Genomic DNA, 25,588 nt, shown 5'->3' on the forward strand with positions numbered 1-25,588 from the left:
AGGCTTCTCACGCAGTGGAATTCCGTCCACTATAGGTTCCTTGTGTCACAGGAGCCTTCCATGTCCCCGCGTCAGATCATCGCCACCGAGGCCGCGCCCAAGGCAGCGGGTCCGTATTCCCAGGCCATCGCCGGCAACGGCCTCGTCTTCGTGTCGGGCCAGCTTCCCATGGATCTTTACGGTGCGGTGCCGGATGGCATCGAGGCCCAGACGCGGCAGTCGCTCGCCAATGTCGTGGCGGTCTTGAAGGCCGCAGGTGCCGGACCCGAGAGCGTGGTGAAGACCACCGTGTTCCTCAAGGACATGAACGACTTCGCGACCATGAACGGCATCTATGCCGAGACGTTCGGGCAGTCGCTGCCGGCGCGCTCCACCATCGAGGTTGCCCGTCTTCCGCGTGACGTCCTCGTCGAGATCGAGTGCATCGCGCTCGCGGCAAACGGCTGAGCCGATGACCATCTGGACCGGGGGCACGCTGCTCCACATCCACATCGCCGAAGCCGCTTCCCATGAGATGGAGGAATTGTCGGAGGCAAACCTCGTCGCGGGTCGCGGCATCGAGGGGGACCGCTACTTCCTCGGCACCGGCACCTATTCGCCGAAGCCGGACATTCGGGAAGTGACGCTGATCGAAATTGAGGCGCTGGAGGCGCTCGCCAAGAACGATCCGCCCCTGCAGAGCGGACCGATCACGCTGGCGCCCATCGACCACCGCCGCAACCTCACCACGCGCGGCGTGCCGCTGAACCATCTGGTCGGCAAGCGTTTCCGCGTCGGAGAGACGGTGCTGCGGGGCGGCCGGCTCAACTTCCCCTGCAAATATCTGGAGGAACTGCTGGGCTCGCCGGTGTTCCTGCCGCTCTACAATCGCTCGGGCCTCAACTGCACCATCGAGAGCGGCGGCACGATCCGCCCCGGCGATCCCATCGAACCGCTCGACGCTTAGGATGCGGCCGTGAGCGCGCGCGTGATCATGAAGATGGTGGTGGCCGAGCGCATCGAGGACGCGCAGGACGTGGCGGTGCTCGTGCTGCGCCACGCCTCGCGCCCCGCTTTGCCAGCCTGGACGGGCGGGGCGCATGTCGATGCGCTGCTGCCGGACGGGAAGGTGCGGCAGTATTCTCTGTGCGGTGATCCGGCGGACCTCTCCTCATACCGGATCGCGGTGAAGCGCGAGCCGGCGGGCCGTGGCGGCTCCGCATGGCTGTACGACACCCTGAAGGCTGGCGACGCGGTGCGGGTGTCCGCGCCGCGCTCCCACTTCGCCCTCGATCCCCAGGCCAGGCGGCACGTCTTCATAGCGGGCGGCATCGGCGTCACGCCGCTTGTGCCCATGGCACGTGAGGCAGTCCGAAGCGGCGGCACCGTCGAATTCCACTATTGTGCCCGAAGCGCCGCCGAGGCCGCCCTGCTGGGTGACGTTCGATCCGTCGCGGGCAACGGGCTCGTCACCTATTTCGGGGGTGGCGTCCGGTTCGATGCGGACGCCGTGCTGCGCAGCGTCGATGAGGAGCCGGGCTGCCATATCTACGCTTGCGGGCCGGGGCGCCTCACGGATGCGGTTCGTTCGGCCGCAACGTCCCTCGGCTGGCCGGACGAGCGGCTGCACTTCGAGGTGTTCAAGCCCGTCTTCGACGAGAACTTCAAGCCGGAGCCGTTCGATATCACCATCCGCTCCACGGGCGCGGTGCTGCGCGTGCCTATGGAGCGGTCGGCGTTGGACGTGCTCAAGGAGCACGGCTTCGACCTTCCATCCTCGTGCGAGCTCGGTGTCTGTGGATCGTGCATCTGCGGTTACACCGATGGCGCGGTAATCCACCGCGACAGCGTGTTGGGGCTCCATGACCGGCAATCGCGCATGGCGCCGTGCGTCTCTCGCGCCCGCAATGGTGTGACGCTCGACCTTTAACGGAGCGTCTGGCACGGCCCTTGCTTCTCCATTGATGGAAATAATTCCAACATAGGGGACACAAGATGTCGGATGCTGCGGTTCTAGGGGGCAACCCACATTCCAGCACATTGTCTACAGGGGCATTATCGGACGCCGAGCGCAGGAAGGTCGTCTGGTCGAGCGTCATCGGCACCACGGTCGAATGGTACGATTTCCTGATCTACGGAACCGCTGCGGCGCTCGTGTTCAACAAGCTGTTCTTTCCCAGCATGGATCCTTCGGTCGGGCTCATCGCCTCCTTCGGCTCCTATGCCGTGGGTTTCCTGGCGCGCCCGCTCGGCGGCATCGTGTTCGGCCATTTCGGCGACAAGCTGGGCCGCAAGGCCATGCTGTCCCTCACCATCATCATTATGGGCCTCGGCACCTTCCTCATCGGCTGTCTGCCGACTTACCAGCAGGTGGGCGTGCTGGCACCGATCCTTCTCGTGGCGCTCAGGCTCGTTCAGGGCATCGGCATCGGCGGCGAATGGGGCGGCGCGGTCCTGATGGTCGTGGAGAGCGTGCCGGACAAAGGGCGTGGCTTCTTCGGAAGCCTTGTCCAGCTTGGCTATCCGCTCGGCGTGCTCAGCTCCATCGGAGCCTTCGCACTGGTGTCCCAACTGCCGGAGGAAGACTTCCTGTCATGGGGCTGGCGCGTTCCGTTCCTTGCCAGCGCCATCCTCGTTGCCGTGGGCCTGTTCATCCGTCTGCGCCTGCATGAGACGCCGGCCTTCAGCCGGGTCAAGCAGCACAATACCGTGTCGAGGATGCCGGTGATGGAGGTGCTGACGCGCTATCCGAAGGTGTTCCTGACGGCGGTCGGCCTCAAGGTTTCCGAGATCGCCTATGTCAGCGTGGTCACGGTGTTCTCCATCTCCTACGTGACCGGCCAACTCGGCCTGCCGCGCAGCGTCATCCTGAACGGCATCCTCATCGCCGCCTTCATCGAGCTCTTCACCATTCCGCTGTTCGGCTGGCTTTCGGACCGCTACGGCCGCAAGGCGCTGTTCGTGGTGGCGTGCCTGTTCTCCATGGGCTTCGCGTTCCCGATGTTCGCGCTGTTCGAGACGCGGGATCCCACCATCATCGCCGCCACGGTCGCGGTGGCGTTGAGCCTGGGGCAGGGCATCATGTTCGGCACCGGTGCGGCGTGGATGTCGGAGCTGTTCGACGCGCGGCTCCGCTACACCGGCGCCAGCATGGGCTTCCAGGTCGGCGCGGCGCTGAGCGGCGGGTTCACGCCGCTGATCGCGGCCGCCTTGCTGGCCTGGGCCGGCGGTTCCACCTGGGCGATCTCGGTCTACCTGATCGTGCTGGCCTGCGTCACGCTGACCGCAGCCATGATCGCCGCGGAAACAGCCGGCAAGCGGATCGACTGACGACAATCGGCAACGGGTGGTTCGTACCGCCCGTTGCCGTCAGGACAGGGGCTTGTCCCGCGTCTCGACCCGGATGAGGGCCACGGCGACCGCCGCGATGAGAAGCAGCCCGGAGAACAGCCCCAGTGCCAGCGCGAAGCTGGCGGTGACGATGGGCGCCATCAGCGAGGGTGCCAGCAGGCCGCCGAGCCGGGCCGTGGCACCCGCAGCGCCCATGCCCGTGGCGCGCAGCGTCGTCGGAAAGATCTCCGGCGTGAAGGCGTAGAGCGCGCCCCATGTGCCGAGCAGTGCGAAGCTCATCACCAGCATGGCTGCCGCAACGGTGCCCGGCGTACCGGCAATGGCGTAGAGCATGCAGCCCAGCGCGCTGAGCACGAGGAAGCCGATAAGCGTGGGCCGGCGTCCCCATTTTTCGACGCCATAGGCGGCAAGCGCGTAACCCGGCACCTGCGCCACGGCCACCAGGACGAGGAACAACTGCCCGCGCACGAAGCCGAAGCCCTGCCCCGCCAGATGCGAGGGCAGCCAGACGAACACACCGTAATAGGACATCGACACCAGCAGCCATGCCGCGAGGATCAGGAGGGTGGTCCGCCCAAGTGGCGCTTTCAGAAGCGCGCCGATGGGTGCGCGTGGCGTGCTGTCGCCGATCACCGGCGGCGGGGGCGGGTTGCCGTTGGCGCGCGCGACCCGTGCGAGCACGGCGTCCGCCTCGGCGGTGCGCCCCGTCCGGGACAGGAACAACGGGGATTCCGGGATCCAGAGCCTGAGGAACAGGCCCACGAATGCCGGTGCCGCCGTGGCAAGGAAGATGATGCGCCAGGGAGCCTCGGCGCCCGCCTGTTGCGCACCCCATGACACGAGGGCCACGAGGATGGTGCCGACGGCCCAGAAGCCTTCCAGCATCACCAGCCAGCGGCCCCGCCGGTTTGCGGGCAGGAACTCGGCCATCATTGCGTAGTCGACCGGCAGGGTTCCGCCGACGCCGACACCGGTCATGAACCGCAGGATCAGCAGCCAGGTGAAGTCCGGCGCGAAAACCGAAGCAAGGCCGCAAACCGCATCGATCAGCACCGTCACGATCAGCACGTTGCGACGTCCGTAGCGGTCGGCCAGGCGCCCGAAAACCGAGGCGCCGATCAGCATTCCGAGGAAGAACACGGTTCCGGTCTGCAACGCGGCGGGAATGGTGAGGCCGAAGCTTGCCGCGATGGAAGGTGCCGTGAAGCCGATGGCCAGCACCTGCATCGCGTCCGCCGTCCACACCAGCCCGAAAATGGCGAGCAGGCGCCACTGGAAAGGACCCAGTCCCGCAGCGCTGATCGCGGTTTCGAACGGTACGCCGGAAGCGGCGGCTGGCGGCGGCGCAAGGCTCATGGATCGGGCATCCCCTTGGTGCGGCAGCGGAACATGCCGCTGACGGCGCGGCATATGACGCGTTTCAGGTGCAAAGGTCCATGCCGAAGGAACCGACCGCACCTTGCGTGATCGCGCCGGCGTTCCAGCTTCCGGCGTGGACAGGTCGGCCTCGGCTGTGTTCAACCCCAGCGGACAGAGCCGCACGGCAAGACGGTGCGGAGCGAGGACGGCCAGCCGGTGAGTGAATCCACGTTACAGGATGTGCGGGAGTTGAGGTCCGCGCTGGGGCTGTTCGCAACGGGTGTCACCATCGTCACCGCGACGGGGCCGGACGGCGTGCGCGTGGGCGTGACGGCGAACGCCTTCACCTCGGTGTCGCTGCAGCCGCCTTTGGTGCTCGTCGGGCTTTCCCGAAAGCTGCGGAGCCTGCCGGATTTCGGGGCTTCGGACCATTTCGCGGTGCATGTGCTGGCCGAGGACCACGGCCCGCTGGCCTGGAGGTTCGCCGCCACGGGCGGCGATAAATGGGAGGGCGTCGAATATCTCTGGGGGGAGAACGGATCTCCCACCTTTGCCGACATGGCCGCCGTCTTCGAGTGCCGGAAATACGCGGTGCATGCTGCCGGCGACCACGACCTCTATATCGGCGAAGTCTTGCGGTTCAGCATGGACCCCACACGCAGGCCGCTGATCTTCCATGGCGGCCGCATGACCGGTCTTGCCGCAGCCGAGGACGAGATCAGCTGAGCCGTGCGACCGCCGCGTCTTGCCATGGCCCGAAGACCGGCAATGTAGATGGAAACGGCCGCGTTCGAGGCCGGTCACCCAAAACCCCGGAGACAGACATGGCCATCAAAGCCTATGCGGCCCAGTCCGCGACCTCGCCCATGGCGCCGTTCAGCATCGAGCGTCGGGCGGTCGGTCCGAAGGACATCAAGATCGACATCCTGTACTGCGGCGTCTGCCATTCCGACCTGCATACCGTGCGCGGCGAATGGCCGGGCATGCTGTTCCCCAGCGTTCCCGGTCACGAGATCGTCGGGCGCGTGGTCGAGGTCGGCAACGCCGTCGCGAAGGCCAAGCCGGGCGATCTGGTCGGCGTCGGCTGCATGGTGGACAGCTGCCGCACCTGCATCTCCTGTGATGACGGGCTGGAGCAGTATTGCGAGTGCGGCTTCATCGCCACCTATAACGGCAATGTCTTCGGCGGCAGCGAGAACACCTACGGCGGCTATTCCGAGGACATCGTCGTCGACGAGCACTTCGTGCTGAAGATCAGCCACAAGGAGGAAGATCTGGCAGCGGTTGCCCCGCTGCTGTGCGCGGGCATCACCACATGGTCTCCGCTGCGGCACTGGAAGGTTGGGCCGGGCCAGAAGGTCGGCGTGGTGGGCCTTGGCGGGCTTGGCCACATGGGCGTGAAGCTGGCGGCGGCGCTCGGGGCGCATGTGGTCGTTTTCACCACGTCCCCCAGCAAGGTCGAGGATGCGAAGAAGCTCGGCGCCCATGACGTGGTGATCTCCCGCGATCCGGAGGCGATGGCCGCCCATGCCGGCAGCTTCGACTTCATCCTGAACACGGTGGCGGCGTCGCATGACCTCGACGCGTTCCTTGTCCTCCTGAAGCGCGATGGCACGATGACCCTTGTGGGCGTGCCGTCCACGCCTCATCCGTCGCCGAACATCGCCAACCTGATCTTCCGCCGCCGCAGCCTTGCAGGCTCCCTGATCGGCAGCATCGCGGAGACGCAGGAGATGCTGGATTTCTGCGCCGAGCACGGCATCACCTCGGAGATCGAGATGATCCGCATGCAGGACATCGAGCCGGCCTTTGCCCGCATGCTGAAAAGCGATGTGAAGTACCGCTTCGTCATCGACATGCAGACGCTGAAGGCGGCCTGATCAGACAAAAAGGCGGCGCAGGGTCCTGCGCCGCCTTTTGATGATTGCTGAAGCCCGGATCAGGCGGCGTGCAATTGCAGGCGCCGATTGACGTAAAGGGCGGCGAGCGTGCTGACCGCGCCGGACAGCAGGTAGATGGCCACCGCGACGAGCCCGAACCGGCTGGAGAAGCCGAGCGCCACCAGCGGGGCAAAGCCCGCGCCGATGAGCCAGGCGATGTCGGTGGTAAGGCCCGAGCCCGTGTAGCGGGAGCGGCCACGGAAGTTGGACGCCGTAGCGCCCGTCGATTGGCCGAGGGCAAGCCCGAGCAGGCTGAAGCCGGCAAGCACGAAGATGGTTTCGCCCTCGGGTCCGCCGCCGAGAAGCGATGGCGTGGCGAAGCCGAACAGCGCGATGAGCGCCGCGCAGGCCGCGATGAGATTGCGGCGGCCGAAGCGGTCCGCGATCAGGCCCGAAAGCACCACGCCGATCGATGCCAGCACGGCGCCGCCAAGCTGCAGCAACAGGAAGTCCGCGACGGAACGCTCCGTGTAGAGGTCGATATAGGACAGCGGGAAGATCGTCACGATGTGGAACAGCGCGAAGGTGGCGAGCGGCACGAAGGCCCCGATCAGGATGTACTTCCACTGGCTGGAGACGATGGTCCACACCGACTCGGGCAGGAGGTCTCCCTTCTGCAGGAGCTCGACATATTCCTCGGTCGCGAGAAGTCGAAGGCGCGCAAAAAGGGCCACCACATTGATGGTGAAGGCCACGAAGAAGGGATAGCGCCAGCCCCAGGTCAGGAAGTCGCCCTGGGCGAGATTGGCGTAGAAGAAATAGAACAGCGCGCTGGCCACGATGAAGCCGAACGGCGAACCGAGCTGCGGCATCATGGTGTAGAGGCCGCGGCGCTTTTCCGGGGCGTTCAGCGACAGCAGCGGAGCGAGCCCGTCCCACGCGCCGCCGAGCGCGAGGCCTTGGCCGATGCGGCAGATGGCGAGCACGACGATGGGCAGCGCGCCATAGGCCTCATAGCTGGGCAGGAAGGCGATGGAGGCCGTCGAGCCGCCGAGCAGGAAGAGCGCGATCGTCAGCTTGACGCCGCGTCCATGTCGCCTGTCCACCTCCGTGAACAGCACGGAGCCGATCGGGCGGGCGATGAAGGCAAGGCTGAAGATGGCGAAGGAGTAGAGCATCGCCTCCACCGGTTCCGCGAACGGGAACAGCAGGGCCGGGAACACCAGCACCGAGGCGATGCCGTAGACGAAGAAGTCAAAACTCTCCGCTGTGCGCCCGATGATCACGCCGAGCGCCAGTTCTCCCGGCGAAACCTTGTGCCCGTCCGCGTGGACCAGGCGCGCGTCGCGCTCCAGCGGTGAGGACGATGCCACTTCCGAACTGACGGTGGCCATGCCACGAACCCCCAAAGATGTAACCGCCCCGACACGCCTGGCGAAAAGTGCCGGACTATGGGCCTGTTCACTATTCGGATAAGATGCACGGCAGCTGACGTCAAACGAACGGGCATGGACAAAACGTCCAATACCTCGCTGCGTCGGCAATGAGTATTCAGCCAGCAACTCTCACCGATGATGGTCATGCTCGTGAAGTCTTCGCGCGCCCTTCTAACGCTCCCTATTTTCGCTCTGCTGGGTGGCTGCAATTTCGCGGTCATGAATCCGGCCGGCGACGTCGCCGTGCAGCAGCGGGATCTGATCATCATCTCCGTGGTGCTGATGCTCCTGATCATCGTTCCGGTGATGATCGCGATCGTCGTCTTCGCGCTCCGCTACCGGGCGTCGAACACCGATGCACCCTATGATCCCGACTGGCATCACTCGACGCAGCTCGAGGTCCTGATCTGGACGGCGCCGCTGCTCATCATCATCGCGCTGGGCGCCGTCACCTGGATGAGCACCCATCTGCTCGATCCGTTCAGGCCGCTGGGCCGTCTCGATGCGCAGAGGCAGATCCCCGGCAATGTGGCGCCGCTCGAAGTGCAGGTGGTGGCGCTCGACTGGAAGTGGATGTTCATCTACCCCGAGCAGGGCATCGCCACCGTGAACGAGCTCGCCGCGCCGGTGGACCGGCCGATCCGCTTCCATCTCACCTCCTCCACGGTGATGAACACCTTCTCGGTGCCCGCGCTGGCCGGCATGATCTACACGATGGCCGGCATGGAGACGCAGCTGAACGCGGTGAGCAACCGCGAAGGCGTGTTCCAGGGCATGTCCGCGAACTACAGCGGCGCCGGCTTCTCCCGCATGACCTTCAAGTTCCACAGCATGAACCAAGGTGCCTTCAACCAGTGGGTCGCCAAGGTGAAGGCGGAGGGTTCGAACCTCGATGCAGGGGTTTACGAGAAGCTCGAAAAGCCGTCCGAGGCCCACCCGGTCAGCTACTTCTCATCCGTGCAGGACGGGCTGTTCCGCCAGATCGTCAATCTGTGCGCCACGCCCGGCAAGATGTGCATGAACGAGATGATGCACATCGATGCGCAGGGCGGCGCCGGGACCGAAAGCGAACACAACCGCGAACGCCTGACCTATGACGGCCACCGTTCGCATGAGGGGCACGAGCAGCCCGGCGCAACCTTCCCCGCATCGGGACGGGTGCCCTTCGGCAACGAGCAGCCCGAAGGCATGAAGCCCGACGAACTGACGCCGGGCGTCAACCAGCAGCAGACCCAGCCGGACAATGGGCAGGGGCATGAGATGCCGGGCGGAGACCAGGGCGGAACCCCCGCTCCCGCCCAGCTGAACCAGCACAACTAGTCCGGCCCCACCGAACGATCTGAACGAGCAAGAGCATGTTCTCCAATCCGGATCTCCAGAAGCTGATCTTTGGGCGCCTCACGCTCGAAGCCATCCCGTATCACGAGCCCATTCTCGTGATCACGTTCATTGCCGTGGCGCTCGGCGGTGGCGCGCTGCTGGGAGCGGTGACCTATTTCCGCCTCTGGGGCTATCTCTGGAAGGAGTGGTTCACCAGTGTGGACCACAAGAAGATCGGCATCATGTACGTCATCCTGGCGATCGTGATGCTGCTCCGCGGCTTCGCCGACGCGCTGATGATGCGCGCGCAACAGGCCATGGCCTTCGGCGAGGTGCAGGGCTATCTGCCGCCGCACCATTACGACCAGGTGTTCACCGCGCACGGCGTGATCATGATCTTCTTCATGGCCATGCCCTTCGTCGTGGGCGTGATGAACTATGTGGTGCCGCTTCAGATCGGCGCGCGCGACGTGGCCTTCCCGTTCCTGAACAATTTCAGCTTCTGGCTCACGGTCTCGGGCGCGATGCTGGTGATGGCCTCTCTGTTCGTGGGCGAGTTCGCGCGCACCGGCTGGCTGGCCTATCCGCCACTTTCCGGAGCGGCCTACAGCCCGGGCGTCGGCGTCGATTATTACCTCTGGGCGCTGAACATAGCGGGCGTGGGCACGACGCTTTCGGGCATCAACCTCATCGCCACCATCGTCAAGATGCGGGCGCCGGGCCTCAGCCTGATGAAGATGCCGGTGTTCTGCTGGACCTCGCTGTGCAGCAACGTGCTGATCGTCGCCACCTTCCCGGTGCTGTCGGCCACGCTCGCGCTGCTGACGCTGGACCGCTATGTCGGCACCAACTTCTTCACGAACGATCTCGGCGGCAGCCCGATGATGTACGTGAACCTGATCTGGATCTGGGGTCACCCGGAGGTCTACATCCTGATCCTGCCGGCGTTCGGCATCTTTTCGGAAGTGGTCTCCACGTATTGCGGCAAGCGCCTGTTCGGCTATGCCTCGATGGTCTACGCAACCGTTGTCATCACCATCCTGTCCTACCTTGTCTGGCTCCATCACTTCTTCACGATGGGCTCGGGCGCGAGCGTGAACTCCTTCTTCGGCATCACGACGATGATCATCTCGATCCCGACGGGGGCCAAGATCTTCAACTGGCTGTTCACGATGTATCGCGGCCGCATCCGGTTCGAACTGCCGATGATGTGGACGGTGGCCTTCATGCTGACCTTCGTGATCGGCGGCATGACGGGCGTAATGCTGGCCATCCCGCCGGCGGACTTCGTGTTCCACAACACGCTGTTCCTCGTTGCCCACTTCCACAACGTCATCATTGGCGGCGTGGTGTTCGGCCTGCTCGCGGGCGTGAACTACTGGTATCCGAAGGCTTTCGGCTACAGGCTCGATCCGTTCTGGGGCAAGATCTCGTTCTGGTGCTGGGTCGTGGGCTTCTGGGTGGCCTTCACCCCGCTCTACGTGCTGGGCTTCATGGGCACCACGCGCCGCGTGAACCATTTCGAGGATCCGTCCCTGCAGATCTGGTTCGTCATCGCGGCGATCGGCGCGGTGATCATCCTCGGTGGCATCCTGTCCTTCGTGGTGCAGATCGTGGTCAGCTACTTCAAGCGCGAGGAACTGCGTGACCTGACGGGCGATCCCTGGGACGGCCGCACGCTGGAATGGGCGACGTCGTCTCCTCCGCCGGCCTACAACTTCGCGTTCACGCCGCGCGTCCACGACATGGACGCCTGGTACGATATGAAGCGGCGCGGCTATAAGCGTCCGCTGGAAGGCTACCGCCCGATCCACATGCCGAAGAACACCGGCACCGGCGTGGTGCTGTCCGCACTGGCCCTGATCTGCGGCTTTGCCATGATCTGGTACATCTGGTGGCTGGCGGCGCTGAGCTTCCTGGCGATCCTCATCGGCGGCATTGCGCACACCTTCAACTACAACCGCGATTTCTACATCCCGGCAGACGAAGTGCTGCGCACCGAGGAACAGCGGACCCAAATCTTGGCAAAGCAGGCCTGACACGATGGCAACGACGCACAACACGGCGGCAGCCGATGAAGAACTGACCTTCTACGAGGCCGAGGAACACGGCCACGAGGGCAGCACGCTTCTGGGCTTCTGGCTCTACCTGATGAGCGACTGCCTCATCTTCGCGATCCTGTTCGCCTGCTATGCGGTCTATGGCGGCAATTACGCCGCCGGACCGGGGCCGCGTGACCTGTTCGACCTCAACCTCGTGGCGATCAACACCGCCATGCTGCTGCTGTCGTCCATCACGTTCGGCTTCGCCATGCTCTCCATGCAGAAAGGCAGGCTGTCGCCGACGCTGTTCTGGATGGCGATCACGGCCCTCTTCGGCCTCGCCTTCCTTGGCATAGAACTCTACGAGTTCTCGCACCTGATCCATGAAGGCGCCACGCCGCAGCGCAGTGCGTTCCTCTCGGCCTTCTTCGTGCTGGTCGGCACGCATGGACTGCACGTCACCTTCGGCATCATCTGGCTCTTTACGCTGATGGTGCAGCTCGGCCAGCGCGGCCTGATCCCCGAGAACAAGCTCCGGCTGATGTGCCTCAGCATGTTCTGGCACTTCCTCGACGTCATCTGGATCGGCGTATTTTCCTTTGTCTACTTGATGAGTGTCCTGCGATGAGCGCGAAGGGCGAGGCAATCCACGTCGAGGTCGGCCACGAAGAGCACGGCCACGGGTCCATGAAGGACTATGTGACGGGGTTCATCCTGTCCGTGATCCTGACGGCCATCCCGTTCTGGCTGGTGATGGGCGATGTCATCGGCGATGCGCGGCTGACCGGCTTCATCGTCATGGGCCTCGGTGCGGTGCAGATCGTGGTTCACATGATCTTCTTCCTGCACATGAACACGAAGTCCGAAGGCGGCTGGACCTTCCTGGCGCTGATCTTCACGATTGTGATCGTGGTCATCACGCTCGCAGGCTCGATCTGGGTCATGTACCACATGAACTCCAACATGATGCCCATGTCGCCCGGCGACGTGCGCAACCTGCCGTAACGGGGAGCCACGGCCACGGCCGAGGACACGCTCACGGATCGCCGCCGGTCGCCGCTCGTTCTGGCGGTGCTCGGCGGCCTGGTCCTCATCGTGCTGGCAGCGCTGCTCGCGCTCGGTACGTGGCAGGTGTTCCGCCTCTCGTGGAAGCTCGACCTGATCGCGCGCGTCGACCAGCGCATCCATGCGGAGCCGGTGCCGCCGCCCTCCGCGGATCGATGGGCCGGCATTGGGCGGGATGCGGACGAGTACCGAAGGCTTCGTGTTTCCGGCACCTTCCTGCACGGGGCCGAGGCTCTGGTTCAGGCAACCACTGCGCAGGGTCCGGGCTTCTGGGTCATGACGCCGCTGCGCACCCCGTCCGGGGAGACCTTCCTCATAAATCGCGGCTTCGTGCCCAGCGATCGTCGCGACCCCGCAACTCGTTCCGAGGGGCAGGTGCAGGGCGAGGTCGTCGTAACGGGGCTGCTGCGCCTGACCGAGCCCGGGGGTGGATATCTGCGCGAGAACGACGCGGCCGCAGACCGCTGGTACTCCCGCGAAGTAGCAGCCATTTTCGCCGCGCGCGGCCTCCAGCAGCCGCCACCATTCTTCATCGACGCCGACGCCACGCCCAATCCCGGCGGCTTGCCGCGCGGCGGCCTGACGGTGGTGCGCTTCACCAACAACCATCTTGTCTATGCCGCAACCTGGTACGGTCTGGCGCTGCTTCTCGCGGGTGCGGCGATCTGGATCGTCCGGGATGAACGCCGCCGGTGGCTTGCCGCGCGTCAAAGCGGCTAGGCTGGGCGGATGAACAGCGCGGAAGCCGGCTCCTTCACCCGGCCGATCAACGAAGAAGCGCTGGCCCGGCGCAAGAACCTGCTCCTGCTGATCCAGCTGCGCTGGACCGCCGTGATTGGCCAGATCGCAACCATCCTCGCGGTTTACTTCGGCCTCGGGATCGAGCTGCCGTGGCGGCCCATGGCCGCGGTGCTTGCCGGCCTGGTTCTGCTCAATCTCCTGAGCCTGCTCAGCCTCTGGCGGAAGGCGGAGGTCAGCAATGAGGAGATCTTCGGAACGCTGATCTTCGACGTCGCGGCCCTGACGGCGCAGCTCTACCTCAGCGGCGGCGCCACCAATCCGTTCGTCTTCCTGTTCCTGCTGCAAGTCACTCTTGCCGCCGTCCTTCTCGACGCGTGGACGACCTGGGCATTGGCGGCGATCATCGCCCTCTGCTTTGCAGGGCTGACATTGGAATACGTGCCGCTCGATCTGCCGCCGGACCTCGAGTCCAGCCTGTTCAGCCTGCACGTCGATGGCATGCTGATCTCGTTCGCGCTGAACGCGGTCCTGATCATCGTGTTCGTGAAACGCATCACGCAGAACGTCCGCGAGCGGGATGAGCGCCTCGCCGACCTCCGGCAGCGCCGGGCCGAAGAGGACCACATCGTGCGCATGGGCCTGCTGGCCTCGGGCGCGGCACACGAACTGGGAACGCCGCTGTCCACCATGTCCGTCATTCTCGGAGACTGGAAGCGCATGCCGGCGCTGAAGCGCAATCCCGAGCTCGGCCAGGAAATCGAGGACATGCAGGCGCAGGTGCAGCGCTGCAAGGCCATCGTGACCGGCACGCTCTTGCAGGCGGGCGAGACACGCAGCGAATCCGCAGCCGCGACCTCCCTGTGCCGGTTCCTGGACGATCTGGTGGACGAGTGGCGCACCTCCCGTGGCGGCGCACAGCTTGCCTACGACAATCGCTGCAAGGACGATCTCAGGATCGTCTCGGACACGGGGCTGAAGCAGGTCATCTTCAACGTGCTGGACAATGCCCACGAGGTTTCACCGGGCCGCGTGCGCTTCACGGCGGCGCGCGAAGCCGAGTCCCTCGTTCTGGCGGTCAGCGACGAAGGCCCCGGTTTCCTGCCGGACATGCTGAAAGACCTCGGCACGCCCTATAAGACAAGCAAGGGAAGCCGAGGACGCGGAGTGGGCCTCTTCCTGCTGGTCAACGCCATGCGCAAGCTTGGCGGGCATGTGGAAGCCGTCAACCGCCCGCAGGGAGGCGCGACCGTGACGATGACCATGCCCCTCCACTCGCTTGCCGTGGCAAGGAAACGCGATGACCGATGAGACGCCGCTCCTGCTCATCGTCGATGACGATGAGGCCTTCACCAAGACGCTGAAGCGGAGCTTCGAGCGACGCGAATACCGGGTGCTCGTGGCGGCCGGGCTGGACGAGATGAACGGGCTGCTGAAGGATCACAATCCGGGCTACGCCGTGGTGGACCTCAAGCTCGCGGGCGCGTCCGGCCTGTCCTGCGTGGAAGCGCTGCACGCGCACGATCCGGAGATGCTGATCGTGGTGCTGACCGGCTTCGCGAGCATCGCCACGGCCGTGGAGGCCATCAAGCTCGGCGCCTGCCATTATTTGGCCAAGCCCTCGAACACCGACGACATCGAGGCCGCGTTCAGCAAGGCCGGTGGCAATGCCGGGGTGGCGCTGTCGCAGCGGCCGACCTCGATCAAGACGCTGGAATGGGAGCATATCCACGAAGTGCTGGCCGAGACGGGCTTCAATATCTCCGAGGCTGCCCGGCGGCTCGGCATGCACCGGCGCACTTTGGCGCGTAAGCTGGAAAAGCGGCAGGTGAAGTAAGGCAGCGCCACGTTGCTGCCACGGCCGCTCGGCACTTTGTGCCGGCAAGGGAGACGGAATCGGTGCGAACAGTGAAGATGACGGCCGCGGCTCTGGTGCTGGCGCTGACCACGGGCGGTGCATTGGCGCAGGGTTCGTCAGGTCCCGGCCTTCGGGGCGAGTTCCGCAATGCCTTCGTGGGCGCTGGCATCGCCGCCTGCCAGAAGCTGAAGGATGAGCCGCACGCCGCTCTCCTGCCGCCGGATCTGATCGACCAGTCCTGCACCTGCATCGCGAACAAGGTTGCCGATCGCATGGCCATGAGCGAGGCGCAGAGCCTGATGCTGTTGCTGATCGGCGGTGCCATGCCCGAGGGTGCCGAGCTGGAGCGGCTGCAAACCCTGATGCTTGGCAGCCTTGCGGTCTGCATCAATGAAGTCGACCTGCCGGGGCAGACCCGCTGACGGCACTTACGCCGGCAGGCGCGTGCCGGGCCTGAACGCACGCAGCCGCAGCGCATTGCCGACGACGAACACGCTGGACAGCGCCATGGCGCCCGCCGCGAAGATGGGCGACATCAGCATCCCGTTGACGGGGTAGAGCGCGCCGGCGGCCACGGGTACCAGTGCCACGTTGTAGGCGAAGGCCCAGAACAGGTTCTGGCGCACATTGCGCAGCGTGGCACGCGAGATCTCGACGGCCTCAGCCACCTTGCCGGGATCCGGAGACATCAGGACGACATCTGCGCTTTCCATGGCGACATCGGTTCCGCTGCCGACCGCGATGCCGACCGTCGCCTCGGCCAGGGCCGGCGCATCGTTGATGCCGTCGCCGACAAAGACGACGCTCCGACCCTGCGCGGCAAGGTCCTTCACGGCCTGCACCTTGCCGGCGGGCAACACCTCCGCCGCCACTTGCCGGATACCGAGAGGACGCGCCACGGCATTCGCCACGCGCGCATCGTCGCCGGTGATCATCGCGAGTTCGAGCCCCAGCTCGTGCAGCGCCCGCAGCCCGGCAGGCGCGCCTTCACGCACCGCATCGGCCACCGAGAACACGGCGGCGACGTCTCCATCCACGGCCACGTAGAGCGCAGCCTTGCCCTCCGAGGCCAGCCTTGTGGCGTGCTGCGCGAAGTGGTCCACGCCTAGGCCGGACAGGGCCATCATGCGCGCCGCGCCGACCTCAATCCGCACGCCTTCGACCATGCCCCGCACGCCGTGGCCGGGCAGCGCCTCGAAGGCTGACACCTCGGGGATGTCCAGGCCTCGTGCCGCTGCGGCGTCGACGACGGCACGCGCGATGGGATGCTCCGACCGTGCCTCCAGGGCAGCGGCCCGGCGCAGCGTATCGGCTTCGCCGGCGCCGCCCGTGACGATGAAGTCCGTGAGTTCAGGCCGGCCATAAGTCAGCGTGCCGGTCTTGTCGAACGCGACGATGTCCGCCGAGCCGAGGGTCTGCAGCGCATCGCCCCGCCGGAACAGGACACCCAGTTCGGCGGCGCGCCCGGTTCCCACCATGATCGAGGTGGGGGTGGCGAGGCCCATTGCGCACGGGCACGCCACGATGAGGACGGCCACGGCGTTGACCAAGGCGAGCGGCAGCGAGGGCGAGGGGCCGAGCAGTAGCCACGCCAGGAACGTCACCGCGGCGATGACGAGGATGACGGGGACGAACCAGCCCGTGACGCGGTCCACCAGCGCCTGGATGGGCAGCTTCGCTCCCTGTGCGTCTTCGACCATGCGGATGATCTGCTGGAGAACGGTGTCCTCGCCCACGCCGGTGACGCGGAAGACAAGGCTGCCATTGCTGTTGATCGTGCCTCCCACGACACCGGCGCCCACGGCCTTGGCCACCGGCACGGGCTCGCCGGTGATCATGGCCTCATCCACATAGGAGGAACCCTCCGTAACCACGCCATCAACGGGGATCCGCTCGCCCGGGCGGATCACCACGAGATCGCCGACGGCGAGTTCAGCGACCGGCACATCGACCGGGATGCCGTTGCGCAGGGCATGGGCGGTGTCCGGCTGAAGACCGACGAGCCGGCGGATCGCGTCACCGGTCCGTCCCCGCGCGCGTGCCTCGAGCATGCGGCCGAGCAGGATCAGGGTCACGACGAGGGCTGCCGCCTCGAAGTAGACGTTGCGTGTGCCGCCGGGCATCAGATCCGGCGCAAGGGTCGCGATGGTGGAGTAGATCCACGCCGCGCCTGTACCGATGGCGACGAGCGAATTCATGTCCGGGCCGCCGCGCAGCAGTGCAGGCACGCCCCTGACGAAGAAGCGCCGGCCCGGAAGGGCCAGGATGATCGTCGTCACGACGAACTGGGCCAGCCAGCTGGTGCGTTCGCCAAGGGAGGACATGATGAGGTGGTGCAGTGCCGGCACCATATGCGAACCCATCTCCAGGATGAGCACCGGGAGCGAAAGGGCCAAAGCCAGCATGAAGTCCCGGCGCAGCGTGCGGGCGTCCTCCAGGTCTTCCTCGTCCCGGCGGCGGCGTTCGGTTCCCCCGACAAGCCGGGCCTCGTATCCCGCCTTGGCAATGGCCGCGATGGCTTGCGCGGCGGGTTCGTTCCCCGGCTCATACGTGACGCGCGCTCGGCCGGTCGCGAGGTTCACCGAGGCCGATGCGACTCCCGGCACCTTCTCGAGCGCGCGTTCCACGCGCCGCACGCAGGAGGCGCACGTCATGCCCTGCACGGAAAGGTCGATGGTGTCGTTCTGCTGGCCCGTGATCTTGCTCATGATCCCTACCTCTGCGGAATAGATAGGGTTTCCCCTTGGGGTAAGGTCAAGGCGACTCCGAGTGCAAAGGCATGCTTGACCTTACCCTTGGGGGAGACCCCATCTACAGGGGGAGAGGAGGAACGCTGATGATGACGTTCAACGTAGCCGGGATGACCTGCGGACATTGCGTGAAGGCTGTCACCGAAGCCGTAAGGGATCTGGATCCCGCAGCCGAGGTCCAGGTGGACCTTGCGACCGGCACTGTCCGGGTGAACAGCGAAACAGCGGAGCCGGGCGCAGTCAGCGAGGCGATCCGCGATGCCGGCTACGACGAGGTGTCCGTAGCGGGTTGACCTGCGGCCGGGCGCCCCGGGCGAACTTTCGCCCCGGGTGCGGGGGCATCGAGGCCCCAGCGAAGCACCGCGCCCATGCCGGCTGCACCGGCCCGGATGGCCGCACGGCGCCCCGGGCCGAAATTGAACCCGTGAAGCTGCGCCCCCCAATGCGGCAGCAGTTCGATGCCGGCATCGAAGACAAGCGTCTGGAACGGTGCCAGGGCGGAGGCCGAAGCCGCGGGCTGGCTGAGCAGCGCCTGCTGCACCTCACGGGTGCGCTCATCGAAGCGCAACTCCCGGCGCATCTCGCGGAGATATTCCGCGATCTCCCGCCGGCTTCGCGGAATGTCCTCGGCGCCGAGGCGGCGGGCAATCTCCGCGCTCTCATCCAGATAGCGGTCCTGCAGGCGGGGCGAGAGCAGGGGATCGCGATAGCGGAGGAAGGCGCGCAGGAAGCTGCTGACTTCCGCGACATGCACCCAGGTGAGCAGACGCGGATCATCGGCGGAATAGGGGGTGCCGTCCGGCAGTTCTCCGCGTACGCGGCGATGAATGAGGGCGACCCGCTCGATCAGCCGTTCGGCATCCTCACGCGATCCGTAGGTCGTGGTGCCGATGAACTGCGCGGTGCGACGCAGGCGGCCCGGCATGTCATGTCGAAAGTTCGAGTGGTCCCACACCCCCGCCAAAGCGCCCGGATGAAGCATCTGCAGCATGAGCGCGGACACGCCGCCGATCATCATGCTTGTGAAATCGCCATGCACGCGCCGGATCACGGCGTCGGTTTCGAAGAGGCCCTGCGGCTTCGAAGAGGCGTCTTCCACTTTCCTTGATCGGCCGCCGACCAGACGCCCGACCTCTTTCTGAATAGCGTGCCGAACAAGCCCCACGGACAGCTTTCCCATCTCCGCTTCGCGCGGCTTCCGGCCAGCGCAGATCCGCTGGCCCGGACCCTCTACAACCGGCGAACGGCCGCTTTGGTTTCGCCGAGCAGGGTCCCGTTCGTATCTGCACACGGATGGAACGAACCCGGCGCAGGGTGCATTTCCGGACCATGCTTCAAGGCGCTCGATGTGCCTTCCCCAGACATTCCGAGGACCCGAGATGAGCTACCTGATGGACCCCTACTGGGTCGTGCTGACTTCCGCCGTCGGCATGATCGCCGGCACCGCAATGGCGTGGCTCATGCTGAGCGAGGTCGCCGCGCGGGAGACGGTGCGTCACGACGACGAAAACTGAAGCATCGCCTAGCCCGCCACGACGGCAGGACTTGTAACGCGTGTCCCGCATGTCGGGGGTAAATGTGACCTTGCCAGCCGCCAAGAGCGCGGACCCGGCCCATGCCGATGCCCAGCTCCTCCCATCCTCCGTCTCTCTGCCGGACAGTCAGTCCGCTCCCTCGCGACCGCCGAGCTCGGCGGTCGCCATGCGGCTCGCAAGCCACGCGGAGACGGATCAAGGCTTTGGCCTGTATGTAGCCAGCAGCGAGCGGCGCGCAGACGAGGTCGGCCGGGCCCTCCGGAGGCTGTCGCCGGACGTGGACGTGCTGGTGTTCCCGCCTTGGGACTGCCTGCCTTATGACCGCGCCTCGCCCTCGCGCGAAAGCATGGGCCGGCGCATGGCCGTGCTGGCGCGGATTGCCGAGTATCGAGGCGGACCCTGCGTGCTCGTCACCAGTCCAGAGGCGCTGCTCCAGCGCGTTCCGTCGGCTAAGGGCATCGAATCCGGGTTCCGGACGTTGCGGACCGGCGACAGGATTACGCGTGACGAGATCGCGGCTTTCGCGGACGCCGCAGGTTACACCTGTGACGACCGCGTGGACGAGCCGGGCGAAATCTCCATCCTGGGCGAAGTCATCGACATCTTTCCGGCTGCCGCGGAAGCACCCGTCCGGATTACGCTGAAAGAAGACGCCGTCATCGCCGAGATGCGGCGCTTCGAGCCCGTGAGCCAGCGCACCGAAGACGACGTACAGGAACTGGTGATCGGTCCGGCATCCGAACTGGTGCTGAGCCCTGATGATCCCGGCGAAAGCCTCGCCGTCCGCGAGGAGGGCATGGAGCACCGCGCACCGCTGCTGGGTGCCGAACTGCGCGATGTTCTCACGGTGCTGCCGGACGGATGGCTGGCTCTCGACAGTTTGGCCCGCACCCGATGTGCAGAGGTGCTGGAGGGCGTGGAGGAGGCCTACGAGTCCCAACGCAGTCTCGGGTCAGCCGGCGAGGGCACTGTCCTCGCTCCCGACCGGCTCTACCTCACGGCGGACGAGGTCGAAGCCGGGCTTGCCTCCCGGCCGGAAGTCGACCTCGGCCTCGGTGGCCTTGAAGCCCCGCCCAAATTTGCACGGCAGGCCGGTCCCGCAGCGGCGTTTGCCCGCTTTGTCGGGGAGCGGCTGGACGAGGGCATGCGGGTTGTCGTCGCCGGAATGCCGCAGGAATTGCGACCCCTGCGCCGTGCGCTGAAGCGGGGTCTCGACCGTGTTCCGAAGCACATCGAGAACTGGATCGACATAAAAGCCGAGCGCCCGCCGGACCTGCTCCAGTTCGAGCTGGATGTGGATGAGGGCTTCATCGACCGCGAGGGTGGGCTCCTGCTCGTGGCGGCCTCGGATGTGCTGGGCGGCCGTGTGGCCGCCGCCGGTCAAGAGGACACAAGCCGCCTTCTCGCAGACCCCGACCTGCGCGTCGGCGATGTGGTGATCCACGAGGACCACGGCATTGGCGTCCTCAGGGCGCTTGAGCGGGTCGAGGTCGCCGGCCTGACCTGCGACGCCGTCCGCATCGAATATCACGGCGGACACAGCATTCTGGCTCCGGTGGAGGAGTTCGGCCGCATCTGGCGCTACAGCGCCGAGGAAGAGGCAGTGTCCCTCGACAGGCTCCACACGGATGCGTGGAGCAAGAGACGGATTGCGCTCAGCGCGGAGATCGACCGCACCGCGGAACACCTGGTGGAGGTCGCTCGGGAGCGTGCCGAAACCCCGGGCTTTGTTGCCGAGCCATCGCGCGCCGCCATGAACCGCTTCGCGGCACGCTTTCGCTATCCTGAAACGCCCGACCAGTCGGCTGCCATCGCCGCCGTGCTGGACGATCTGTCCTCCGGGCGGCGGATGAACCGGCTGGTGTGCGGCGATGTGGGGTTCGGCAAGACGGAGGTCGCGCTCCGGGCAGCGGCGGCCGTGGCGCTTTCCGGCAAGCAGGTGGCCGTGATCGCGCCGACCACGGTCCTCGCGCGCCAGCACTTCCTGAACTTCAAGCGCCGCTTCAGCGGCACCGACATCGAGGTCGCGCATCTGTCGCGGCTGGTTTCGGGCGCCGAGGCGAAAGAGGTGCGCGAGCGCCTTGCGGACGGATCCATCGACATCGTCGTCGGCACACATGCCGTCGCCGGCAAGAGCGTGAGCTTCCACGATCTTGCGTTGCTCGTCATCGATGAGGAGCAAAAATTCGGCGCGGCCATGAAGCAGTCCATCCGCTCTCTCGCGCCGGACGCGCATCTCCTCACCATGACCGCGACGCCGATCCCGCGCACATTGCAACTGGCGATGATCGGCATCGAGGATGTCAGCGTCATCGCGACGCCGCCCGCTCGCCGCCGGCCCATCCGAACCTTCCTCGCCCCGTTCGACCCGGCCACGACACGCACCGCGCTGCTCCGCGAGAAGCGGCGCGGGGGGCAGAGCTTCGTCGTGGTGCCGCGCATCGAGGAAATTGCAGACCTCCAAGCCCGGCTCGCCGAACTCGCACCGGAGCTCGACCTTCGCGTCGCTCATGGCGAGATGCCGGGCGATGAGATGGACGAGGTGATGGTAGACTTCGCGGACGGACGCGGCGACGTGCTGTTGGCCACCAACATCATCGAAAGCGGGCTGGACGTGCCGCGCGCCAACACCATGCTGGTCTGGCGGGCCGACCTGTTCGGTTTGGCGCAACTGCACCAGCTGCGCGGACGGGTGGGCCGCGGGCGCTCGCAAGGCGTCGCCTACCTGCTGACTGATCCGGATACGGAAGTGCCCGATGCCACCCGTGCGCGGCTCTCAACGCTCGTGGCGCACGACCGGCTGGGCTCGGGCCTCGCCATCAGCACCCGCGATCTCGACATGCGAGGTGCGGGCGACCTGCTGGGCGAGGATCAGGCCGGCCACGTGAAGACAGTGGGAACCGCGCTGTACCAGAGGCTGCTGGCTCGTGCGGTGCTCGTCGCCCGAGGGGAAATTTCGGGCCCGGACTGGACGCCGGAACTCCACCTGTCGAGCCGAGGCTCGCTGCCGGAAAGCTACATCCCCGACGCCACTCTGCGCCTCAATCTGTATGCGCGGCTGGCCCGCTTGCAGGACGCGTCCGAGGTCGAGGCTTTTGCCGAAGAACTGGAGGACCGGTTCGGTCCGCCGCCGGACGAGACAATAGATCTGCTGGATCTTGCCGGCATCAGGACGGCTGCGCTGCGTGCCGGGATCGCGCGCATCGACCTCGGCCCCAAGGCCGCGGCCTTCGCGTTCCGAGCCGGCGGCGAGCTCAAGGGCTTCAAGCCGCCAGAGGGCACGATGCTGAAGGACGGGCGGCTGATCTGGCCGAGCGAGAACGGGCAGGAGCACGCATTGGCCGCCATAAGGCGGTTGCTCGACGGATTGGCAGGCTAGGCCGCTAGGCCGGGTCGAGAGCAAAGCCGCGCCCGCCGGCGCGCTCGACATGTATGCCGTTGTGTCCGTCGGCCAGTTCGACGCAACCCTTCTCGAACCATTCGGCGACGGAGCGCGCAACATCGTCCGGGCAGCGCCACAGCGTCAGGGTGTAGGCGGCCGGCGCTTCGCTGTCGCACCATGCCTTGGTGATGACGGAGCGCAGTTCGGCCGGCATGCTCTGGATGATGGCGGCGATGAGCTTGAGTTCCTCGGCCTGCCGGCTGCGGCTGGCCACCTGAACCCCAAGCACCGCAACGCTGCTCAGGGCCGTGGTCGCGTTGCGACCGTCCTGGCCTCGGCGGCGCGCTGCCGCCTCAAGAACTTCCGGTTCGTGCGACGGCACCCGCAAAATCTCAGTCATCCGCTCATCCCGCACCCGGTTCACGCTCCTGAGGAGCGCGAACGCAGGAGGATTGTAGATGCTGTCGGCAGGAGAAGAAAAGACACCTCTCGCCTATGGAGGCTAACGCGGTTGCGGACTGTTGGTCGGTGCCGGATCCGCTGGCGCCGTGGCCTCGACCGGAGCACGGTCGAACGAGAGCCAGAAGATGACCAGGGCCAGAACGAGGATGACGCCCACTCCCATCGCCATCGCCATTCCACGTTGGGGTTTTACCTGCTGCGCCATGATCGTGCTCCCTGAAACGGTACAACGCACCGAGACGATGGGACGATCCCCCGGGGCTTCCGATTAAAAGAAAGCCGAGCGCCACGGCGGCAGCTTGGATCCACCCGGCAGTGGCTGCGTTGTGGAGACGGTTCAGCATGCGCTAACCCGGTGGGCCTTCGGCGCTTTCCCACTTGCCCGATCCCCGCTAGGCACAGCCATGCCGTCCAAAACCGAAGGCCCAGATGCCGCCGAGTGAGCCGCTCCCGCAGATGATCCATGCAGAGGTGCCGACGGGCTCCGGCGCTCCTTCTACCGAGAACGCCCGCACGCTGGAGCGCGCCATCGGGGGGCAGGTGAGGGCGCTACGGCGTTCGCATGAGCTCTCGGTCTCCGATCTCGCCTCGGCGGCCCGCATTTCGGCCGGCATGCTGTCGAAGATCGAGAACGGGCAGATCTCGCCCTCCCTCGCCACTCTGCAGGCCATCTCCGGCGCCCTCAGCGTGCCGATCACCACCTTGTTCGCGAGCTTCGAGGAGCGGCGCGACTGTTCCTATGTGAAGGCGGGGCAGGGTGTCGTCATCGAGCGGCGCGGCAGCAAGGTCGGGCACATCTACCAGCTTCTCGGCGGCATGCTCGGCGGGGAAGTGGTCGTCGAGCCCTACCTGATCACGCTGCGCGAGGAGGCGCAGCCGTTCTCGGGCTTCCAGCATGCCGGCACGGAATTCATCTACATGCTGAGCGGCGAGGTAATCTACCGGCATGCCGACCAGACCTATCACCTCCATCCCGGAGACTCGATCCTGTTCGATTCAGGGGCGCTGCACGGGCCCGAACGGCTCGTCGTTTCGCCCATGAGCTATCTCTCCATCATCGTCTACAGCCGTCAGGGAAGCTGAGCGCTGGACCGCGTCCGCCGGCGCTCCTAGCATGCGGCGCGAAGGAGGAATGGCATGGAAACCAACGAGATCTATCGTGGCCGCCTCATCGACCACATCCAGCTCGTCGTTGCCGACCTGGCTGCGAGCCGCCGGTTCTACGAAGCCGTCTTCGATGTTCTGGGCATTCCGCTCGGCGGCTCGGCCAAAGACTATTTCTGGGCGGATGAGCTTTTCATCTCATCCTCTGAGAGCGAGGCGGCGCAGGGTCATCTCACCGGCCGCCATCATCTTGCCTTCCAGGCCGGCAGCCGGGAAATGGTCGACGCGTTCTACCACGCAGCCCTTGCCGCCGGCGGAACCGACAACGGAGCGCCGGGCGAACGCGCCTACCATCCCGGCTATTACGCCGCCTTCGTGCTGGACCCGGACGGCAACAACATCGAGGCCGTGCATCACGGCGCGGCGGTGCGGAGCGCAGCTTCGATCAAGGTGACCTTCTAGCCGCGCTGGACCGGGCGCGCCGCACCCCGGTGTGGAGAGCCGCAGGGCACAGCCTGCGGCTCCCGGTTGCTGAAGCGTTCAGGCTCCCTTGTACTTGCGGGCAAGGGCTTCCGCCCCCCGCGCGAGGATGCCCGTGTCGAGCCCCACTGCGGTGAACAGGCAGCCGGCGGCCATGTATTTGCGCGCCAGCGTCTCGTCGCCGGTCAGGATGCCGGGACGATTGCCAGCGGCAACGATGCGGCGGATCGCCTTCTCGATCAGGTCCACCACGTCCGCGTGGCCCTGATTGCCAAGGTGGCCCATCGCGGCGGAGAGGTCGCCGGGTCCGATGAAGACGCCGTCCACGCCGGGGACAGCCGCAATGGCCTCGATGTTCTCGATGCCGAGTTCGCTTTCCACCTGGACGAGGATGCAGATCTCCTCATGCGCGCGACGGTGATAATCGGCGATGCGCCCGAAGCGGGATGCGCGGGAGACGCCGGCGAAGCCGCGCATGCCGTCGGGCGCGAAGCGCGTGGCCTCGACAGCCGCGCGCGCCTCGTCGGCGGTTTCGACCATCGGGATCAGGAAGCTCTGCACGCCGATGTCGATGTAGCGTTTGATCTCGATCTTGTCGTTCATCGGCACGCGGACGATGGGCTGCGTGCGGTATTCCATCATGGCCTGCAACTGGCCGAGCACCGAGCGCACATCGTTGGGAGCATGCTCGGCGTCGATCAGCAGCCAGTCGAAGCCGGCGCCGGCCAGCACTTCCGTGGTGACATTGCTGGCAAGGCTGCTCCACAGCCCGATCTGTTGCTCGCCGGCCATGATGGCGCGCTTGAAGTGGTTGATGGGCAGATCCATGGCAGTGGCCTTCTCGGTA

Annotated in this window: 26 protein-coding genes; 19 read left to right on the forward strand and 7 right to left on the reverse strand. The window is 66.0% G+C overall.

Going from position 1 to position 25,588, the window contains the following annotated elements:
* Positions 1-60 precede the first annotated feature (60 nt).
* From SCD90_RS07070 to SCD90_RS07085, 4 genes are all read left to right on the forward strand, one after another.
* Entirely contained in the window at positions 61-447 is a 387-nt protein-coding gene (locus tag SCD90_RS07070; RefSeq protein ID WP_319843948.1) for a Rid family detoxifying hydrolase, read from the forward strand.
* A 4-nt stretch (positions 448-451) separates the two neighbouring features.
* Positions 452-946 (forward strand): MOSC domain-containing protein, encoded by a 495-nt coding sequence (locus SCD90_RS07075; protein ID WP_319843949.1) that lies wholly within the window; start codon positions 452-454, stop codon positions 944-946.
* 9 nt (positions 947-955) lie between these two features.
* A complete protein-coding gene (locus tag SCD90_RS07080) occupies positions 956-1,909 on the forward strand; it encodes a PDR/VanB family oxidoreductase (protein ID WP_319843950.1) in 954 nt (317 codons plus the stop codon).
* Between the two features lie 65 nt (positions 1,910-1,974).
* On the forward strand, positions 1,975-3,309 hold the full coding sequence (locus SCD90_RS07085; RefSeq protein ID WP_319843951.1) for an MFS transporter: 1,335 nt from the start codon (positions 1,975-1,977) through the stop codon (positions 3,307-3,309).
* A gap of 39 nt (positions 3,310-3,348) precedes the next feature.
* On the opposite strand, the gene SCD90_RS07090 is transcribed toward SCD90_RS07085, so the two are convergent.
* Positions 3,349-4,686, reverse strand: coding sequence for an MFS transporter (locus tag SCD90_RS07090; RefSeq protein ID WP_319843952.1), 1,338 nt, complete (start codon positions 4,684-4,686; stop codon positions 3,349-3,351).
* 219 nt (positions 4,687-4,905) lie between these two features.
* Here SCD90_RS07090 and SCD90_RS07095 point away from each other — a divergent pair, with 219 nt between their 5' ends.
* Positions 4,906-5,415 (forward strand): flavin reductase family protein, encoded by a 510-nt coding sequence (locus tag SCD90_RS07095; protein ID WP_319843953.1) that lies wholly within the window; start codon positions 4,906-4,908, stop codon positions 5,413-5,415.
* Between the two features lie 98 nt (positions 5,416-5,513).
* A complete protein-coding gene (locus SCD90_RS07100; RefSeq protein WP_319843954.1) occupies positions 5,514-6,569 on the forward strand; it encodes an NAD(P)-dependent alcohol dehydrogenase in 1,056 nt (351 codons plus the stop codon).
* Positions 6,570-6,628: 59 nt separating this feature from the next.
* Here the strand turns inward: SCD90_RS07100 and SCD90_RS07105 are convergent, their stop codons facing one another.
* A complete protein-coding gene (locus tag SCD90_RS07105; protein WP_319843955.1) occupies positions 6,629-7,963 on the reverse strand; it encodes an MFS transporter in 1,335 nt (444 codons plus the stop codon).
* 180 nt (positions 7,964-8,143) lie between these two features.
* Between SCD90_RS07105 and cyoA the strand changes: the two genes are divergently transcribed.
* From cyoA to SCD90_RS07145, 8 genes are all read left to right on the forward strand, one after another.
* Entirely contained in the window at positions 8,144-9,325 is a 1,182-nt protein-coding gene (gene cyoA, locus SCD90_RS07110; protein WP_319844130.1) for a ubiquinol oxidase subunit II, read from the forward strand.
* A gap of 35 nt (positions 9,326-9,360) precedes the next feature.
* Positions 9,361-11,364 (forward strand): cytochrome o ubiquinol oxidase subunit I, encoded by a 2,004-nt coding sequence (cyoB, locus tag SCD90_RS07115; RefSeq protein ID WP_319843956.1) that lies wholly within the window; start codon positions 9,361-9,363, stop codon positions 11,362-11,364.
* 4 nt (positions 11,365-11,368) lie between these two features.
* Entirely contained in the window at positions 11,369-11,995 is a 627-nt protein-coding gene (gene cyoC, locus SCD90_RS07120; protein ID WP_319843957.1) for a cytochrome o ubiquinol oxidase subunit III, read from the forward strand.
* On the forward strand, positions 11,992-12,372 hold the full coding sequence (cyoD, locus tag SCD90_RS07125; protein WP_319843958.1) for a cytochrome o ubiquinol oxidase subunit IV: 381 nt from the start codon (positions 11,992-11,994) through the stop codon (positions 12,370-12,372). Before cyoC ends, cyoD begins: the two co-directional genes overlap by 4 nt.
* 60 nt (positions 12,373-12,432) lie before the next feature.
* Positions 12,433-13,152: an SURF1 family protein gene (locus SCD90_RS07130; RefSeq protein WP_425265660.1), complete on the forward strand. Its 720-nt coding sequence runs from the start codon at positions 12,433-12,435 to the stop codon at positions 13,150-13,152.
* Positions 13,153-13,161: 9 nt separating this feature from the next.
* Complete coding sequence (locus tag SCD90_RS07135; RefSeq protein WP_319843961.1) at positions 13,162-14,481, forward strand: ATP-binding protein; 1,320 nt, start codon at positions 13,162-13,164, stop codon at positions 14,479-14,481.
* Positions 14,471-15,007 carry a response regulator transcription factor gene (locus SCD90_RS07140; RefSeq protein WP_319843962.1) on the forward strand — a complete coding sequence of 179 codons (537 nt, stop codon included), beginning with the start codon at positions 14,471-14,473 and terminating at the stop codon, positions 15,005-15,007. Before SCD90_RS07135 ends, SCD90_RS07140 begins: the two co-directional genes overlap by 11 nt.
* A gap of 71 nt (positions 15,008-15,078) precedes the next feature.
* The gene (locus SCD90_RS07145) at positions 15,079-15,450 is read left to right on the forward strand and encodes a hypothetical protein (RefSeq protein WP_319843963.1); all 372 of its coding nucleotides are present in this window, start codon (positions 15,079-15,081) and stop codon (positions 15,448-15,450) included.
* A 6-nt stretch (positions 15,451-15,456) separates the two neighbouring features.
* On the opposite strand, the gene SCD90_RS07150 is transcribed toward SCD90_RS07145, so the two are convergent.
* The gene (locus tag SCD90_RS07150) at positions 15,457-17,736 is read right to left on the reverse strand and encodes a heavy metal translocating P-type ATPase (RefSeq protein WP_319843964.1); all 2,280 of its coding nucleotides are present in this window, start codon (positions 17,734-17,736) and stop codon (positions 15,457-15,459) included.
* Between the two features lie 128 nt (positions 17,737-17,864).
* On the opposite strand from SCD90_RS07150, the gene SCD90_RS07155 reads away from it, so the two are divergent.
* The gene (locus SCD90_RS07155) at positions 17,865-18,071 is read left to right on the forward strand and encodes a heavy-metal-associated domain-containing protein (RefSeq protein ID WP_319843965.1); all 207 of its coding nucleotides are present in this window, start codon (positions 17,865-17,867) and stop codon (positions 18,069-18,071) included.
* Here the strand turns inward: SCD90_RS07155 and SCD90_RS07160 are convergent.
* On the reverse strand, positions 18,044-18,877 hold the full coding sequence (locus SCD90_RS07160; protein ID WP_319843966.1) for an oxygenase MpaB family protein: 834 nt from the start codon (positions 18,875-18,877) through the stop codon (positions 18,044-18,046). The genes SCD90_RS07155 and SCD90_RS07160 overlap by 28 nt on opposite strands.
* A gap of 280 nt (positions 18,878-19,157) precedes the next feature.
* Here SCD90_RS07160 and SCD90_RS07165 point away from each other — a divergent pair, with 280 nt between their 5' ends.
* Positions 19,158-19,292, forward strand: a complete 135-nt coding sequence (locus SCD90_RS07165) for a hypothetical protein (RefSeq protein ID WP_319843967.1) — start codon at positions 19,158-19,160, stop codon at positions 19,290-19,292.
* Between the two features lie 49 nt (positions 19,293-19,341).
* On the forward strand, positions 19,342-22,692 hold the full coding sequence (locus tag SCD90_RS07170; RefSeq protein WP_319844131.1) for a DEAD/DEAH box helicase: 3,351 nt from the start codon (positions 19,342-19,344) through the stop codon (positions 22,690-22,692).
* 4 nt (positions 22,693-22,696) lie between these two features.
* Here SCD90_RS07170 and SCD90_RS07175 read toward each other — a convergent pair whose 3' ends face one another.
* Complete coding sequence (locus SCD90_RS07175; protein ID WP_319843968.1) at positions 22,697-23,095, reverse strand: hypothetical protein; 399 nt, start codon at positions 23,093-23,095, stop codon at positions 22,697-22,699.
* Positions 23,096-23,197: 102 nt separating this feature from the next.
* Positions 23,198-23,362 carry a hypothetical protein gene (locus SCD90_RS07180; protein WP_319843969.1) on the reverse strand — a complete coding sequence of 55 codons (165 nt, stop codon included), beginning with the start codon at positions 23,360-23,362 and terminating at the stop codon, positions 23,198-23,200.
* A gap of 224 nt (positions 23,363-23,586) precedes the next feature.
* On the opposite strand from SCD90_RS07180, the gene SCD90_RS07185 reads away from it, so the two are divergent.
* Positions 23,587-24,240, forward strand: coding sequence for a helix-turn-helix domain-containing protein (locus SCD90_RS07185; RefSeq protein WP_425265651.1), 654 nt, complete (start codon positions 23,587-23,589; stop codon positions 24,238-24,240).
* Between the two features lie 54 nt (positions 24,241-24,294).
* Entirely contained in the window at positions 24,295-24,723 is a 429-nt protein-coding gene (locus SCD90_RS07190) for a VOC family protein (protein WP_319843970.1), read from the forward strand.
* 78 nt (positions 24,724-24,801) lie between these two features.
* Here the strand turns inward: SCD90_RS07190 and SCD90_RS07195 are convergent, their stop codons facing one another.
* Entirely contained in the window at positions 24,802-25,569 is a 768-nt protein-coding gene (locus SCD90_RS07195; protein WP_319843971.1) for an aldolase/citrate lyase family protein, read from the reverse strand.
* Positions 25,570-25,588 lie beyond the last annotated feature (19 nt).

The organism is Terrihabitans rhizophilus, assembly GCF_033898525.1.
Classification (GTDB): Bacteria; Pseudomonadota; Alphaproteobacteria; order Rhizobiales; family Methylopilaceae; genus Flaviflagellibacter; species Flaviflagellibacter rhizophilus.

Coding starts and splice junctions, on each gene's coding strand:
- SCD90_RS07070 (WP_319843948.1), top strand. CDS start 61: ATGTCCCCGCGTCAGATCATCGCCACCGAGGCCGCGCCCAAGGCAGCG.
- SCD90_RS07075 (WP_319843949.1), top strand. CDS start 452: ATGACCATCTGGACCGGGGGCACGCTGCTCCACATCCACATCGCCGAA.
- SCD90_RS07085 (WP_319843951.1), top strand. CDS start 1,975: ATGTCGGATGCTGCGGTTCTAGGGGGCAACCCACATTCCAGCACATTG.
- SCD90_RS07090 (WP_319843952.1), bottom strand. CDS start 4,686: ATGAGCCTTGCGCCGCCGCCAGCCGCCGCTTCCGGCGTACCGTTCGAA.
- SCD90_RS07100 (WP_319843954.1), top strand. CDS start 5,514: ATGGCCATCAAAGCCTATGCGGCCCAGTCCGCGACCTCGCCCATGGCG.
- SCD90_RS07105 (WP_319843955.1), bottom strand. CDS start 7,963: ATGGCCACCGTCAGTTCGGAAGTGGCATCGTCCTCACCGCTGGAGCGC.
- cyoA (WP_319844130.1), top strand. CDS start 8,144: ATGGTCATGCTCGTGAAGTCTTCGCGCGCCCTTCTAACGCTCCCTATT.
- cyoB (WP_319843956.1), top strand. CDS start 9,361: ATGTTCTCCAATCCGGATCTCCAGAAGCTGATCTTTGGGCGCCTCACG.
- cyoC (WP_319843957.1), top strand. CDS start 11,369: ATGGCAACGACGCACAACACGGCGGCAGCCGATGAAGAACTGACCTTC.
- cyoD (WP_319843958.1), top strand. CDS start 11,992: ATGAGCGCGAAGGGCGAGGCAATCCACGTCGAGGTCGGCCACGAAGAG.
- SCD90_RS07135 (WP_319843961.1), top strand. CDS start 13,162: ATGAACAGCGCGGAAGCCGGCTCCTTCACCCGGCCGATCAACGAAGAA.
- SCD90_RS07140 (WP_319843962.1), top strand. CDS start 14,471: ATGACCGATGAGACGCCGCTCCTGCTCATCGTCGATGACGATGAGGCC.
- SCD90_RS07150 (WP_319843964.1), bottom strand. CDS start 17,736: ATGAGCAAGATCACGGGCCAGCAGAACGACACCATCGACCTTTCCGTG.
- SCD90_RS07155 (WP_319843965.1), top strand. CDS start 17,865: ATGATGACGTTCAACGTAGCCGGGATGACCTGCGGACATTGCGTGAAG.
- SCD90_RS07165 (WP_319843967.1), top strand. CDS start 19,158: ATGAGCTACCTGATGGACCCCTACTGGGTCGTGCTGACTTCCGCCGTC.
- SCD90_RS07170 (WP_319844131.1), top strand. CDS start 19,342: ATGTCGGGGGTAAATGTGACCTTGCCAGCCGCCAAGAGCGCGGACCCG.
- SCD90_RS07175 (WP_319843968.1), bottom strand. CDS start 23,095: ATGACTGAGATTTTGCGGGTGCCGTCGCACGAACCGGAAGTTCTTGAG.
- SCD90_RS07180 (WP_319843969.1), bottom strand. CDS start 23,362: ATGGCGCAGCAGGTAAAACCCCAACGTGGAATGGCGATGGCGATGGGA.
- SCD90_RS07185 (WP_425265651.1), top strand. CDS start 23,587: ATGCCGCCGAGTGAGCCGCTCCCGCAGATGATCCATGCAGAGGTGCCG.
- SCD90_RS07190 (WP_319843970.1), top strand. CDS start 24,295: ATGGAAACCAACGAGATCTATCGTGGCCGCCTCATCGACCACATCCAG.
- SCD90_RS07195 (WP_319843971.1), bottom strand. CDS start 25,569: ATGGATCTGCCCATCAACCACTTCAAGCGCGCCATCATGGCCGGCGAG.